Genomic DNA, 14,541 nt, shown 5'->3' on the forward strand with positions numbered 1-14,541 from the left:
TTATCCCTCTTTTCTGGTCAGATGCTCCAACATGGTCTTGGTCATGATCTCCACGTCGGGATCTTTCCCTCCGGTCCAGCGACGGAAGGCCTCGGCACCCTGCCAGATGGTCATCCAGTATCCCATGAGGGTCCTGGCTCCTCTGGCCTCGGCCTCCCGGAGCATCTTGGTGTCGTGAGGCACGTAGACGAGATCGCACACCATGTGACGGCTTTCCAGATAGGAGGTGTCAAAGACCGTGGCGTCGGTGTTGGGTGCCATCCCGACGGACGTTCCGTTTATGATGAGCTCGTTTTCCTTGAGAAGGTTCGGTATGTCGCCCGCCTCGGTGGACTGCACCTTACAGACCCCGACCCGATAGGAGTTCAGGTCGCTGGCCAGCTTCTGAATTTTCTCGTATCCCGACGCTCTTCCCCAAAGGGTTATGGAGCTGATCCCGGCAGCGCAAAGGGCGAAGGCAACTCCTCTAGCGGCTCCTCCGGCTCCGAAGAGAAGGCAGTGTTTGCCGGTGGGATCGTATCTTCCCTGTTCCTTCAGCCCGTGGACGAATCCGACTCCGTCGGTGTTGGATCCACATAGCTTGCCGTCCTTCCAATAGACGGTGTTGACGGCGTTACAGAGAGAGGCGATCTCGTCCAGCTCGTCAAGGTATTTTATTATCTCCTGCTTGAGAGGCATGGTGACGTTGAGCCCCTTGAAACGCATGGCTCCCAGCGCCGGAACAACCTTTGGAAGTTCCTCCGCGGTCACCTCGTAGGGGGTGTACACTGCGTTCATTCCCAGGGATTTGAAGTTGGAATTGTGCATGGCCGGAGAAAGCGATTTTCTTACCGGGCTACCCAGAAGGCCGAAGAACTCCGTGTCGGCCCAGAAAGTCTTTTCTTTAAGCATGATAGCAACACCCTTCTTTAGTTATATTTTATACAAAATCAATCTAACAACGACACCTCTTGAGCCGACATCGTTTTCTTACAACGCCAATTTCTCCACCAGGAAGTCTGAGATATCACCAGGTAAACGATACAAAGGGTGAGAAATAGAGAGAGAGGATTCCTGACGAAATCCATGAAAAAAGGAAGGAGTTCTTCTCCCACGGATTGCATCGCCCTTCTGTAATTCGAGTCCAGCAAAGGGCCTAGAATTATCCCCAGCACCATAGGCGCCGTACTGTAATCGTAGGCTCTCATGAAATATCCCAAAACACCGAACCCTATCATCCAAAAAACGTCAACCAGACTGTTCTGTATGGAATAAGTCCCTATTATCGATAGGATAACCACCACCGGCAGAATTATCCTTTTGGGTACCTCTATGATTTTGCTGAACATCTTGACGCTCATAAGCCCTATTACGAGTAGAGCTATGTTTCCCATCAAGAGCAACGATATTATCGTCCAAAATATGTCCGGATTTTCTATCATGAGCATCGGTCCAGGCTTCAAACCGTGAATGAAAAGAGCTCCTATTATGATGGCAGTGACGGCATCACCGGGTATTCCCAAGGTCAACATAGGAATGAACGCCCCGCCGATAGCCCCCTTGTTCGCCGATTCAGGGGCGATTACTCCTTCTATAGCTCCTTCTCCAAAAGGACATTCAGGATTTTTAACCGATCGCTTGGCCTGATCGTAGGCAAGCAACGCTGCCACGTCCCCGCCTGTTCCCGGAAGAGCCCCTATCCAGACCCCTAACAGACCGGATCTTAGAGCAAGAGGAAGGTGTTTAAAGAAAGTCTTGAGATCAGGGACAATTTTATCGAGCCTCTGCTTTACCGCTGTCTTATGAGGGTCTCTCAGCTGAAACAAGACCTCCGAAACTCCGAAAAGACCTATCATGGCCGTGACGAAATTGATACCTGCCATCAGGTAGACGTTGCCAAACGTATATCTCAGTTCGCCGGTAGAGGGATCCATCCCTACCATACTGAGAAGAACCCCAACTGCCCCGGCCAGAACCCCTTTGACCGGATCACCGCTGCCGATGCTTCCGATAAGAAGAAGCCCCATGAGAGCCAACAGGAAGTAGTCTCTGGGAGCCACTTTCAAGGCGAAGCTTGCTACCAAGGGGGCTGCCACCGCAAGAATGGCGATACCCAAAAGGCCTCCGAATATAGACACCGTGGTCACCAATCCGATAGTTCGGCCCGCCTCGCCCTTCTTGGCCAGAGGGTGTCCGTCGAAGCCTGCCGCTATCGCCGCTGGTGCCCCGGGAATATTTAGGAGAATAGACGTAATGGCTCCTCCGTAGACACCGCCGACGAAAACTCCGCATATCAACGCCAATGCGCTGTTAAGCTGCCAGGGGAAGGTAAAGGAAATCAGAAGGGCGCTGGCCATTGTGACGGACAGACCAGGGACAGCCCCGACCCACACTCCCGCCATTACGCCTATCCAGACCAGGGCTATCATCTGCGGATTCAGAAAAGGCGCTATAAAACCGTGCAGTTGTTCCATTTATTTCTCTCCTTCTCTAAGTCAGTTAAACGACGACAGGTCGAGGCCGCTAAGGCAACATAACCTGAAAAACATACTTGAACACTCCTACCAGAACGACCACGGTCCCCAACGATATAGCGGAGCAAAGACCTATCTTTTTCCAATGGTGCAGATACAGTAGGGAAAGAAAAAGAAACAGAAATGATGCCAGTGGGAAATGCAATATCGGAAGAAAAAACGAATAAAGAGCCAACAACACAAGAACGAAAAGTACCTCCCGGGTGAACAGGAAGGAGAAGAGATTACCAGCATTCACACCCTTCCCCTGTTTTCTAGATCCCTTCCAAAGTTCGATGGCCCCCATCAGCATTATCACCGAGGAAGCTATCTTGGGAGCTACCGAAGGAGAAGAATACTTACCGCTGGTCATATCCAAGGCGAAATAGAATCCGAGAGCCCCGAAAAGGATAAACAAAAAGGCGAAACCTATCTCTCCGGGTCTTCTTTCGTTTGAATTGGACTGTTCCTGCATGGAATTTAAAAACTCCTTTCCGATGTAGCTGTCCCCTCGAAAAAAGGAGACAGCTACGCTACGTAATCGATTAAATTATGGCTTCGGTATACCCAGTTCGGCGGGAGACACCTTTGTAACTCCGGCCTCCTCCAGAAGCCAGGTAACGTTAGACTGATTTTTTTTGAGGAATTTATCCGCTTCCTCGCCGGAAAGGGCAAGTTGGATCCCGTTAAGCCTTTTGATGAACTCTACGAATGCAGGATCTTTAACAGCCTTCATATAAGCCGCTTTCAACTCGTCCACTATGGGCTGAGGGGTTCCCTTTTTGACGAAAGCGCCGTAGAAGTGACCTATCGGCAGATATTTGGAGAACTCGGGATAGATCTCGGTTATAGCAGGGACATCCGGTAACTGCTCTACCCTCTCATCGTTTATGACCGCAAGAGCACGAAGCTTTCCGGTCTTTATAAGATCCACCGTGCCCGCTCCCATCATGCTGATAGGCATGGCCTCGACGTGACCGCCGAGCAACGCCGCCATTCCGGAACCGTCGCCGTCGAATCCGACCAGGTTGAACTCGACGTCCTTCATAGCTCTAAGCATGGAGGCTATGACGAATGGAATCCCGCCGGTACCGGTGGAAGCCATCTTTATCTTTCCCTCGTTTTCTTTGGCCGCTTCGATAAGATCCTGAAGGGTCTGATACGGAGTATTGGGGTTGACGCATATGACATCCACACCGAAGACCATAAGACAGAGGGTATCGAAGTCGTTGTAATCGTATTTGCCCAATCCCAATACCTTGTAAAGCGCCGGACCTTCCGCATTGTAGAGAATAGAATAGCCATCCGCCGGCATATTGGCCACCAGGGTCGTAGCCAGAGCTCCGGCCGCCCCCGGTTTGTTCTGAAGTATGATCTTTCCACCTATGATCTTCTCCACTAGAGGCGTCAGAGCTCTGGAAGCGTTGTCCGTACCTCCACCGGCACCCCAAGAGATATATCCGTTGATGTTCTTATCCGGGTAATCGGCAAAAGCTGGTGCAACCAAGAACACCCCAAGGCTGCAAAAAACCGTCATAAGCGCAAGCAAACGTCTCATGATTAATGTCCTCCGATTCATTTTCATATTCTCTTACTGAAAAGGATACGCATAATGCTATCAACAGGAAAAAGTTACGTCTTACCTCACTTTGCCGTTTTACTGCGGTTTCTTTTTCGAGGGATCGAAGAACTCCCCGAAGAGTATCGCTTCGTCGGGCTGGTCCTTCATTATGGGACGGGCCACCCAGGTACTCTGCATATAGTGCTTCAGTGAGATGTTTTCCGACACCATGTTGCCGCCCCATACGCCGCATCCCATACTGGAGGTCATGGGCATGCCGTTCTCGGCACTGCCGGCGTTGGCCTTGGACTGAGGCTGACGGACCATTATACGGGTGACGGGAGCCCTCAGGGCAAGACGGTCGATATGGTCGTCGTCGTGGCTGTAGATCCCGCAGGAGTGGCCTCTGCCTCCGACCTTGTAGATCTCGTCCATCATCTTCAGGGCGTTCTCGAACTCGCCTTCGTAACGATGCAGTGTCAGCAGGGTGGTAAGCTTCTCTCCGGAGAACTTATGCTCCTTGCCGATTCCGTCGCCGACGACCATTATGAACTTGCGGTCCTCCGGGATCTCGAAACCGGCGGCCTTGGCCAGCTTCTGAGGAGCCACGGCGACGGTCGCTACTATGCGGTGGCCTTCCTCGTCCCACATGGCCTTCTTCAGCATCTCCCTCTGCTCGTCGGTGGCCAGATAGCCCCCTTCTTTCTTCAGGGCCTCTACCATGGCGTCGTATATCCCGCCGTAGATAACCAGGTTCCCGTCGGCGGAACATCCGGAGCCGAAATCGGAGGTCTTGCTGATCCTGGTGTTCCTGGCGGCTATCTCGACGTCGGTTGTCTCGTCGAAGATCATGGTGGCGTTTCCGGCGCCGGAACAGTAGGCTGGCTTGCCCGAGCTGTGGGCAGCCTTGGTCATGGCGGGGCCTCCCGTAGCCATTATAAGATCCCCCATGGTCATGATCTTGTTCACCATGGCCATGTTGGGAGACTCGACACACTGGAGGAAGTCCTCCGGCTCGCCTATGGCCTTGAGGGCCTCTCTCATCAGACGGACGACCTCGAAGGTGGTTTTCTTGGTTCTGGGATGGGGCGAGAATATGACCACATCTCTGGCCTTGAGAGCGTAGATTGCGGTAACGATAGGGGTGAGCTCCGGATTCGTCATGGGGATGAGGGACACTATCAATCCCGCCGGTTTAGCGTAGCGGGCCAGTCCCTTCTCGGGGTTGAACTCCACCATTCCAACGCTCTTCTGTCTCAGAGCGTCCCTTAGAACTCCTAGGATCTTGTGTCTCTTGCCGTAACGTCCGTTCCAGTCTCCCGCTCCGCTCTCCTCGACTCCCATCTTGCCGAGTCTGTCGAAGTTCTCCGGATTTCCCGCTGCCCAGGCGACGGCGCGGCACATGCGGTCGACCCTCTCCTGATCGTAGTTCTCTATAATTCCCTGAACCCGGCGGGCCTTCTCTACAAGTTTCTCCAGCACCTCGAGCTGTTCCGGAGTTATCTCTTTACTAGCCATAACAAATCTCTCCTTGCAACAGTAAATTTTTAATCTATAAAATTCCGTTTTCGACCATGTAGTCCTTGGCAGTAGACAGACAGCGCTTGGCGTGTTCCATCGATCCCCAGCTTCCCTCTCTCTTCAGATGGGGTAGCTCTATGGAGAGGACCACGTCGTCCGGAAGACGGCGGACTATGTCGGCTATGTCGATGGCACCTTCGCCCACGTAGTAGCGTTCATCCCTTCCGGTGTGTATCAGGCTTTCCTTGTCGTCCCAGTCGGGGATCTCCGCCGGGCCGTCGCAGATATGGGCCATGTGGAATAGCTCCTTAGGGCAGTCGTCCAGCTCCGCCGGGTCCACCCTGGACCTGTACAGATGAAGGGTGTCTACCATGATCCCGGCGTTGTCCCTCTTGACCGTGTCTAGGACCTCTCTGGTCTCCTTAAGGGTGCGGATCGACGCCCAGGTGACGAACTCCAAATTCACCGTGATGCCGTATTGCTTGGCCAGATCGCACAGAGTGGCGAACTGATCCAGATAGAAGTCTTTTTTGTCGGTCCATATGCTGCTTATGACGTTCTTTACTCCCAGCTCCGCCGCGGCCTCGAAGGGGCCCTCGTAGTTTCGGACGTCAACTCCGTCGGCTATCTTGGCCAGCTCGATATCGTTTATGACCACCCCGGTCTCGTCCATAGCCCTGCGGGTCAGGTCGAACATCTCCCTGTTTCTGTAGATGTCGTAGTCGTTCTCGCCCTTGACCCCCATGGTTATGGACCTTATCCCGACGCAGTCGTAACCCAGGGTGTGGGCGTTGTAGATCATCTCGGGTGGAGCCCATCCGAGAACGGTAAGCTGAGCCAGAGAATACCTGTGTGCCATCTTCTTTTTTGCCTCCTCGACTAACGGTAAAGTAGATCGAAGGCCCCGCGCATCCGCTCCACCGGGATCTGTCCCGGGGCGGACTCGGCGCTTCCGACCGCGAATGTGAGGTCCGATCCGTAAAGCCCTCCGGCCAGACGGCTGACCTGTCCCAGAGCTCCCATGGACATGGTTATCAGGGGAACGTCGGGGAAGTCCCTGCGAACAGCCAGGGTGGCCTCGAACACCTTCAGAACGTCCTCCTCCGATCTCGGCATCAGTGCCACCTTGGCGACGTCGGCGCCGAAACGGATCTGGGTAGCCAACTGAGAGTAGATGAAGGAGAGAGAGGGAGTCCGGTCGAAGTCGTGATAGGAGACTATAAGCCCTATTCCCGCCTTCTCCGCCAGGGCCTTGACCTCCGAGAGCTTCTCGTAGCCGTAGGAGAGTTCCTTGTCCACCAGCTCGACCAGCCCCTCCGAGATCGCCCCTCTGTATATGCCGTCCTTGGCCGACTCGGACACCTCCTTGATACCGCCCTCCCAGTGTCCGCGACAGGTGAGGATGATGGGAAGATCTCCCACGGCGGAGCGGACCTTGCGAAGGAGGTCCATCGACGAGTCAAGATCCTCGACCACGTCCCAGGCGTCTATTCGCAGCTCTATGATGTCCGGGTTTATGGAAGAGAGGTTCTCCACCTCCGCCATGACGTCCTCCCCGGTCGAGCCGACCAGGGGGACGCATACCAGGGGAACCTCTCCGCCCAACAGGGCTTTTCGGACCTTCAAGGGCTTTCCGGGAAGAGGACGGACCATCATTCCCACACCCTTCCGGGTTTGCTGCCGCCTCTCTTGACGTAGATATCGTTTATGTTCCAGCATCCGGCTGTGACCACCGGGGCGTTCTCCATGCTGACGTCAATGAGATAGGGCTTGTTGGATGCCAGGGCCCTCTCCAGGGCGGGCTTGAAGTCCTCGGCAGACTCGACCTTCTCGCCCTCTACGCCGTAGGCTCTGGCTATGGCGGCGAAGTCGGGAGAGTAGGGCTCGCCTTCTCTGGTGAAAAGGGTTCCGAACTGGTGCTCGTAGTGCTGATATTCCAGTCCAGCTATGGTTCCGAAGGCGCAGTTGTTCATGACCACCCATACCACGGCTATGTTCTTCTCCGCAGCTGTGGCCAGAGGCGAAACGTTGGTCCCCATTCCTCCGTCGCCGATGAGAGCTACCACCTTCTTGTCCGGACAGGCCACCTTGACCCCCAAAGCGGCGGAGGGACCGTATCCCATGGTGCATAGCCCGCCGGGAGCCACGAAGGTTCCCGCCTCGTATATGGGGAACTGCTGGCCGACTCCGTTTTTGTTCCAGCCGACGTCGGCTACCACATAGCCGTCTTTGGGAAGGGCCTCACGAAGGTCTGCCAGGATTCTCTCCGGCCTCATGGGGAACTGTCCGGAGGTCTGAGCCTCCATCAGAGACGCCCGGTAGGCGTTCTTGGACTCGGAGATCGACTCGGCCAGTCCCGGTCTCTTCACTCCATCGGGATATATCCTCCTGGCTGCGTCGAGAATGGCTTCGAGGGCCTTCTTGGCGTCGCAGATGGCGCCTATCTCGGTCTTGTAGTTGCGTCCGATCTCTTCCTGGTTTATATCTATGTGGACGAGTTTCGTCGGAGGGATGTTGAATGTCTCGTCTCTGTACCAGGAGCTGCAATCGGCCTCGGAAAGGCGGGTACCGACCGCCATCATGACGTCGGCCTTCATCGCCATGGAGTTGTTGAACTCGGTTCCCCAGAAGCCGGTCATACCTACCGCCATGGGGTGATCGTCCGAGATGGATCCCTTGCCCATAAGGGTGTAGAGTACGGGAACGGTAAGATGCTCCGCCAGCTCGGTGAGGGCCCTTGAGGCCCCGCTGGATATTACCCCTCCGCCGGGGTAGAGTATGGGGTTCTTGGCTTCGCCCAACATGCGGGCTATCCTCTCGGCGTCGGAGACGTCCATCCCCGGCTTGGGCAGCTCGGGCATGTTGTCGTAGCGACGCTGGAAGAACTTAACGTCCAGCTCCATGGAGAAGATATCCATAGGTATCGACACCAGCACCGGACCGGGACGGCCTGTGACGGCAAGGCGGAAGGCCTTGTCCATTATCTCCGGCAGGAGCTCGGGGCGGTCGACCCTCCAGGCCCTCTTGACGAAGGGCTTGTATATTTCGAACTGGGTCGCGTCGCCGTGCATATTCACTTCCTGATGGGGATGACGACCGTAGTAGCTGCTGGGGACGTCTCCCGCTATGACGACCATGGGAATGGAGTTCAGCCCGGCCTCGGCCACCCCGGTGGTGGCGTTGGTCAGTCCAGGCCCGAGATGGGTCATGAGGACTCCCGGAACTCCCTTATTCTTGCCCCTGGAGTAACCGTCGGCGGCGTGGGCCGCTATCTGCTCGTGCCGAACCGAGATGTACTCGATCCGCTCGCTCTCCCTGAAAGCGTCCAGGAGACCTATGACCGTGTGGCCGCACAGGCCGAAGACCTTCTCCACCCCTCGGGACTCAAGAAAACGAACTAATTGAAAAGCTACCAAATCTCTGTTCAATGGGATCTCCTCCTGAACTTTGGTTACTTGCCGTACTTCCCGAACTAGAACCTCGTCGGGAAAATCGTGCGAAAGGGCTTTACATAGACTGAGATTCGCCCTAAAATCCCACCACATGGTAACGAATGCTGCGCAATGGAATGTACCTGAAACATACATCACTCTTTTCTCCATGTCAAGGAATTCGCACACTTTTTCAAAAGCTATCCGCTTGATCTTTCCGAAATCGGCGTTTAGGATCGTAACGTTCCGGACAAAACGAGGCTAAGCACAGGAAAGAGCGGGATAAAGGTCATATGGGAGGGGTTTATCATAAAAGAAGGCAACGAAAAATCCGTAAGGGTTCTGGACAGGGCGATATCCATTCTGGACTGCTTCACCCTTGACAACACCCATTTAACGTTAAAGGAACTCTCGGAGAGGGTCGATCTCTCCACCAGCACCGTCTCCAGATTGCTCAATTCACTGGTCGCCCTTAAACTTCTCCATAGGAACGACAGGGATAAGTCCTACTGCCTGGGGCCGAAGCTCTACCATTACGGTTTTCTGGCCAAGGACAACATATCGGTGGTGAAACATGCCTACCCTCTGATGAAACGGATAAGGGACAAGACCAAGGAGGCTGTTACCCTCTACGTCCTGGAAAACGACTACAGGGTATGTTACGAACACGTGGAAAGCCTGCTATTCATGTCATGCGTGGTTAGGGTCGGAGACCGCTTCCCCCTCTGGGCCGGTGCCGGAGGAAAGTGCATCCTGGCCTATTCGGACGAAACCTATGTTCTGAATGAGATAGAGAAGGCCTACCCCATAACGGGAGCGACCATAACGGACCGGGAATCGTTTCTGTCGGAGCTGGCGTCCATAAGGGAAAGGGGTTACGCTATAAGCCACGGAGAGAGAGAGGAAGGGGTCATCTCCGTGGCGGTTCCAATATTCGAGCCACCCCACAGGATATTCGGCTGCCTTTCCGTGGCGGCCCCAACAGTAAGGTTGGACGAGAAAGCCATAGAGGAGCTCATTCCGGAGCTCAAGGACATCTGCTCCAGGATATCCATGAACCTGGGCATATAGAATAGTCAAAAAGCGGAGGTCTCGTGATTTCATGAATCGTATCACCGACAAGAAGCACCTGATCCTGGCGGCCCTGCTGTTATTTCTTGGCTTCGTCGCCACCAGCGTCGCCAACTACACCGTATCTCTGTACTCATTGAGAAAGGAGATCGTCAACAACGACCTTCCCTTAACGGGAGATACTGTCTACTCGGAGATACGAAGAGACCTCCTGATACCCGTATTCATATCCTCCTCCATGGCCCACGACACCTTCGTGAGGGACTGGGTGCTGGACGGAGAGAGAGATCCCTACAGGATGACCCGCTACCTAAAGGAGATACAGATCAAGTTCGACGCCATAACCGCCTTTTTCGTCTCCAATAAAACGGAGATCTATTATCATGCCGACGGAATACTGAAGAGGGTATCTCCCGACGCAGAGAGAGACGTGTGGTTCTACAGGGTCAAGAAGATGGGGAACCCCTACGAGATAAACGTCGACATAGACATGGCCAACGACGACGCCATGACGATATTCATAAACTACAAGGTCTTCGACTACGACGGCAATTTCATCGGAGCCACGGGAATAGGCCTGACGGTCAACGCTGTGACCAAGCTGATAGCCCAGTACAGAGAGAGGTACGACCGGGAGATCTACTTCACCGATGGAGAGGGGACCATAACCCTACGTGCTTCGGACGACGGAACCGACGGCAGAAAGACCCTGTTCGACCGTCTGGAGAGGAACGAAATGGCCAGGGAGATCCTGTCCAGAAGGGAAGACGTTCCCATCTCCAGGACCTTCGATCGGAAGGGGCACACCATTCACCTGGACAGCCGCTACATCCCCGAGTTCGACTGGTATCTGTTCGTAGAGCAGAACGAAGACGACGTAACGAAAGCAATAAGGCACACCCTGGCCATAAACATCTTGGTAGGAGGGCTCATAACCCTCGTCGTAACCTCCCTGGTCGCCCTGATAGTCAGAAACTACGAGCGGAGGGTCGAGAGGCTGGCCTCGGTGGACGAGCTGACCGGCATGTGGAACCGCCGGGCATTCGACCTGGCTTTCGCTCATCTTCTGGAAAAATTCGAAGGCCAGTGTTCCGTGACCATGATGGACATAGACCACTTCAAACACGTCAACGACACCTACGGTCACCTGATGGGAGACAGGGTTCTGGGACACGTGTGCGACGTGGTGACTAAAGCCATAGGGCCGGACGATGTCTGCGGACGTTGGGGCGGAGAGGAATTCATCGTCCTTCTCAAGGGCAGAAAAAAGGGAGACGCCGTCAAGACCGCGGAGAAGATCCGCCGGGCCGTCGAGGCGTCCCCCTACGAGGACGGAGACGTTGTCTTACCGATCACGGTCAGCCTGGGAGTGGCGGAGCACCACCCCGGAGAGTCCAGAGAGACCACCATCGCCAGGGCGGATCAGGCTCTCTACAGGGCCAAGGAATCGGGACGGAACAGGACGGAGTCGGCCTAGGCCTCTCCGTGGTGGAGCCTGTGCATGTCCCTCACTATGAGTGACAGGTTGTGGGCGTGATCCCCTATCCTCTCGAAATTGCTGAGAATATCTATGAAGACCACTCCGGCGGAGGGGGAGCAGGTTCCCTCGTTCAGACGGTGTATGTGGCTCTTGCGGAGCCTCTGCTCCATCTCGTCGATCTCCTCCTCCAGGACCTCGGCCACCTCGTTGGCCTTGGCCAGGTCCTCCTTCTCTATGGCCTCCAGGCTGAGGGAGAGGGAGCGTCTCACCAGATCGTACATCTGCTCGAACTCGGCCATTCCAGTCTCGGAGAAGAACAGTTTGTGCTCTCTCTTGTACTCGTACATCTCGATGAGATTCTGTGCGTGGTCGCCTATCCTCTCTATATCCCCCAGGCCGTTGACGTAGGAGGACAGCACCTGGGACAGGTCGCTGGAGACGTGATGCTCCCAGAGCTCCGAGGCGTAGTTGGCGATCCTGTGGGTCATCTCGTTGACTATCTTCTCCGTCTGGTTGACCTGGTCTATCATCTTGGGATCGTCCTCCACGAAGGCCTTGTGGACGTCTCCCAGCATATCCAGGGCGATGTGTCCGAGCCGAAGGACTTCCTTTCGGACCGCGTCGGCCGCGGCAGCGGGAGCGGCGGATATGAGCTTAGAGTCCAGATAGAGCGGGCCCGATTCCATCTCCTTGGCGTCGGAGGGTATTATCCTCTTTATCAGGGCCACGAAGGGCGTGGTGAAGGGCAGGAATATCAGTGTGTTGGTGACGTTGAAAAGGGTGTGGGCGTTGGCTATCTGCCTTGCTATATCGTGGGAGGTGGACAGCACCACGTGCTTGAATAGAGGCATGGCGGCCAGGAAGATACACACCCCCAGCAGGTTGAACAGCACGTGAGACGCCGCCGCCTGTTTGGCCGAGCGGCTGGCGCCGAAGGATGCCAAGATGGCAGTTATGGTGGTTCCCAGATTGTCCCCCATAAGTATGGGAATCGCCGAATCCAGGGGAAGCAGACCCTGAACCGCCATTGCGATTGTCAGGCCGACGGTGGCGGAGCTGGACTGTACCAGCATGGTAAGCCCGGTACCGGCCAATATGCCGAGAAACGGGTTGTGTCCGAAGGCCAGAAATATGTCCTGACGGCCACGGAGAAATTTCATAGAGTCCTCCATGGTAGTCATGCCGAGAAAGAGCAGGCCGAACCCCACCAGACCGTTCCCCAGATACTTCTGCCTCTTGCTCTTTCCGAAAACCGCCAGAATCATACCGACTCCCACTATGGGAAGGGCGTAGTCCTTTATCTTGAAGGCTATGAGCTGGGCCGTAACGGTGGTGCCTACGTTGGCCCCCATTATCACCCCGACCGCCTGCTTCAAGGTCATCAGACCGGCCTGAACGAAGCTGACCGCCATGACGGTGGTTCCACTGCTGCTCTGGATAAGGACCGTCACCAAAGCTCCTATTATGACACCCTTGACAGGAGTGCTAGTCAAGGAGGCTATAAGCTGTCTGAGTCTGTCGCCCGCCAGATCCTGAAGGGCGTCGCTCATCAGCTTTATGCCGTAGAGAAACAGTCCTATTCCTCCCAGAATCTGGAAAAAATTCGCCGTACTCACGTCTACCAATCCCCCGATTGAAATAATTACGACACAAAAAAACCCAGCATATTCTAAGGGAAAATCCCCTAAAGCGATACAAAAAAACTCGGTTTAGCTATTTTCGAGATATAATGGCTCTCCGTGAGGCAAAGAGAAAGGCACCACGGATCAAAGGAGCTGACAAAAGATGAAAAAATACGACTTCGACGAAATCATAGAACGACGGGGCACCGACTGCGAGAAATGGGACGGCCTCGAGGACACCTTCGGCAGCAGGGATCTCACCCCTCTTTGGGTTGCGGACATGGACTTCAAGGCCCCTTCGGAGATAATAGACGCCCTCAGAGACCGGGTGGAACACGGCATATTCGGCTACACCCGCTATCCCGACAGCTGGTACGACGCCTTCAGAGACTGGGTCGGCAAGAGACACGGCTGGGAGATAGAGAAAGACTGGATAACCCATTCTCCCGGAATCGTCACCGCCATGGGCCTTTCCCTGATGGCCTTCACCGAGCCGGGCGACAAGGTCGTTATCCAGCCCCCAGTGTACCATCACTTCGAGGAGGAAATACGGCTCAACGCCAGGACCCCCCTGACCAGTCCGCTTAAATACGAAAACGGCCGCTTCACCATGGATCTGGAGGACCTGGAGAAGAAGCTCGACGGGGCGAGGATGATGATCCTGTGCAACCCCCACAATCCGGCGGGCAGGGTCTGGACCGAGGAGGAGCTCAGAGCAGTGGCGGATCTCTGCGTCGAACACGACGTCGTGCTTGTGAGCGACGAGATCCACTGCGACGTGATCTACAAAGGCCATGTCCACCGTCCGATAGCTACCGTCTCCCCTGAGATAAAGGAAAAATGCGCCGTCTTCATGGCTCCCAGCAAAACCTTCAACATAGCGGGCTTCAAGGCCTCGGCCGTGGTCATCCCGAACGAGAAGCTGAGGGAGAAGTTCAACTCGGTACTGGATTCGGTCCACGTCGGGGGCGGATCCTGCATGTCCATACCGGCCTTCGAGGCGGCCTACAGACACGGCGGTCCCTGGCTGGACGAACTGCTCGACTACCTGGAGGGCAGCCTGGACATGATAGAGGAATTCCTCACCAGGGAGATCCCCTCCGTCAAGCTGGTGCGTCCCGAGGGAACCTACGTGCCTCTGGTGGACTTCAGAGCCCTGAGCATGTCTCCGGAGGAGCTGCACGAGTTTCTCATTAACGCCGGGGTGGCCATGAACAGCGGGGCCATGTTCGGCAAGGGGGGAGAGGGCTTCGCCAGGTTGAATATCGCCACTCCGAGGTCCATACTGCAAGAGGGGCTGAAAAAGATAGCCTCGGCAGTTAGGTCGTTGAGCTAGAAGGAATCCGATCGATAAGGGGAAAGG

At 55.1% G+C, this 14,541-nt stretch carries 12 protein-coding genes; 3 read left to right on the forward strand and 9 right to left on the reverse strand.

What is annotated here, in order from left to right; translation table 11 throughout:
* From L2W48_RS02675 to L2W48_RS02710, 8 genes are all read right to left on the reverse strand, one after another.
* Positions 1-891, reverse strand: coding sequence for a shikimate dehydrogenase (locus L2W48_RS02675; RefSeq protein WP_236099069.1), 891 nt, complete (start codon positions 889-891; stop codon positions 1-3).
* A 38-nt stretch (positions 892-929) separates the two neighbouring features.
* Positions 930-2,453: a tripartite tricarboxylate transporter permease gene (locus L2W48_RS02680; RefSeq protein ID WP_005659962.1), complete on the reverse strand. Its 1,524-nt coding sequence runs from the start codon at positions 2,451-2,453 to the stop codon at positions 930-932.
* Between the two features lie 49 nt (positions 2,454-2,502).
* On the reverse strand, positions 2,503-2,967 hold the full coding sequence (locus L2W48_RS02685; protein WP_236099070.1) for a tripartite tricarboxylate transporter TctB family protein: 465 nt from the start codon (positions 2,965-2,967) through the stop codon (positions 2,503-2,505).
* A 75-nt stretch (positions 2,968-3,042) separates the two neighbouring features.
* Positions 3,043-4,050 carry a Bug family tripartite tricarboxylate transporter substrate binding protein gene (locus L2W48_RS02690; protein ID WP_005659965.1) on the reverse strand — a complete coding sequence of 336 codons (1,008 nt, stop codon included), beginning with the start codon at positions 4,048-4,050 and terminating at the stop codon, positions 3,043-3,045.
* 99 nt (positions 4,051-4,149) lie between these two features.
* Positions 4,150-5,571: an aldehyde dehydrogenase family protein gene (locus L2W48_RS02695; protein ID WP_005659967.1), complete on the reverse strand. Its 1,422-nt coding sequence runs from the start codon at positions 5,569-5,571 to the stop codon at positions 4,150-4,152.
* A gap of 34 nt (positions 5,572-5,605) precedes the next feature.
* Positions 5,606-6,433: a sugar phosphate isomerase/epimerase family protein gene (locus tag L2W48_RS02700; RefSeq protein WP_005659969.1), complete on the reverse strand. Its 828-nt coding sequence runs from the start codon at positions 6,431-6,433 to the stop codon at positions 5,606-5,608.
* A 20-nt stretch (positions 6,434-6,453) separates the two neighbouring features.
* On the reverse strand, positions 6,454-7,230 hold the full coding sequence (gene aroD / locus L2W48_RS02705; protein WP_236099071.1) for a type I 3-dehydroquinate dehydratase: 777 nt from the start codon (positions 7,228-7,230) through the stop codon (positions 6,454-6,456).
* Positions 7,227-9,002: a thiamine pyrophosphate-binding protein gene (locus L2W48_RS02710; protein ID WP_005659972.1), complete on the reverse strand. Its 1,776-nt coding sequence runs from the start codon at positions 9,000-9,002 to the stop codon at positions 7,227-7,229. Before L2W48_RS02710 ends, aroD begins: the two co-directional genes overlap by 4 nt.
* Before the next feature lie 345 nt (positions 9,003-9,347).
* Here L2W48_RS02710 and L2W48_RS02715 point away from each other — a divergent pair, with 345 nt between their 5' ends.
* Positions 9,348-10,076 carry an IclR family transcriptional regulator gene (locus tag L2W48_RS02715; protein WP_268906499.1) on the forward strand — a complete coding sequence of 243 codons (729 nt, stop codon included), beginning with the start codon at positions 9,348-9,350 and terminating at the stop codon, positions 10,074-10,076.
* Between the two features lie 31 nt (positions 10,077-10,107).
* The gene (locus tag L2W48_RS02720; RefSeq protein ID WP_236099072.1) at positions 10,108-11,553 is read left to right on the forward strand and encodes a sensor domain-containing diguanylate cyclase; all 1,446 of its coding nucleotides are present in this window, start codon (positions 10,108-10,110) and stop codon (positions 11,551-11,553) included.
* Here L2W48_RS02720 and L2W48_RS02725 read toward each other — a convergent pair.
* On the reverse strand, positions 11,550-13,172 hold the full coding sequence (locus L2W48_RS02725) for a Na/Pi cotransporter family protein (protein WP_005659977.1): 1,623 nt from the start codon (positions 13,170-13,172) through the stop codon (positions 11,550-11,552). The two genes, L2W48_RS02720 and L2W48_RS02725, sit on opposite strands and share 4 nt — an antisense overlap.
* Before the next feature lie 169 nt (positions 13,173-13,341).
* On the opposite strand from L2W48_RS02725, the gene L2W48_RS02730 reads away from it, so the two are divergent.
* Positions 13,342-14,514: a MalY/PatB family protein gene (locus L2W48_RS02730; RefSeq protein WP_005659979.1), complete on the forward strand. Its 1,173-nt coding sequence runs from the start codon at positions 13,342-13,344 to the stop codon at positions 14,512-14,514.
* The last annotated feature ends 27 nt before the right edge of the window (positions 14,515-14,541 follow it).

This window comes from Dethiosulfovibrio russensis (assembly GCF_021568855.1).
Classification (GTDB): domain Bacteria; phylum Synergistota; class Synergistia; order Synergistales; family Dethiosulfovibrionaceae; genus Dethiosulfovibrio; species Dethiosulfovibrio russensis.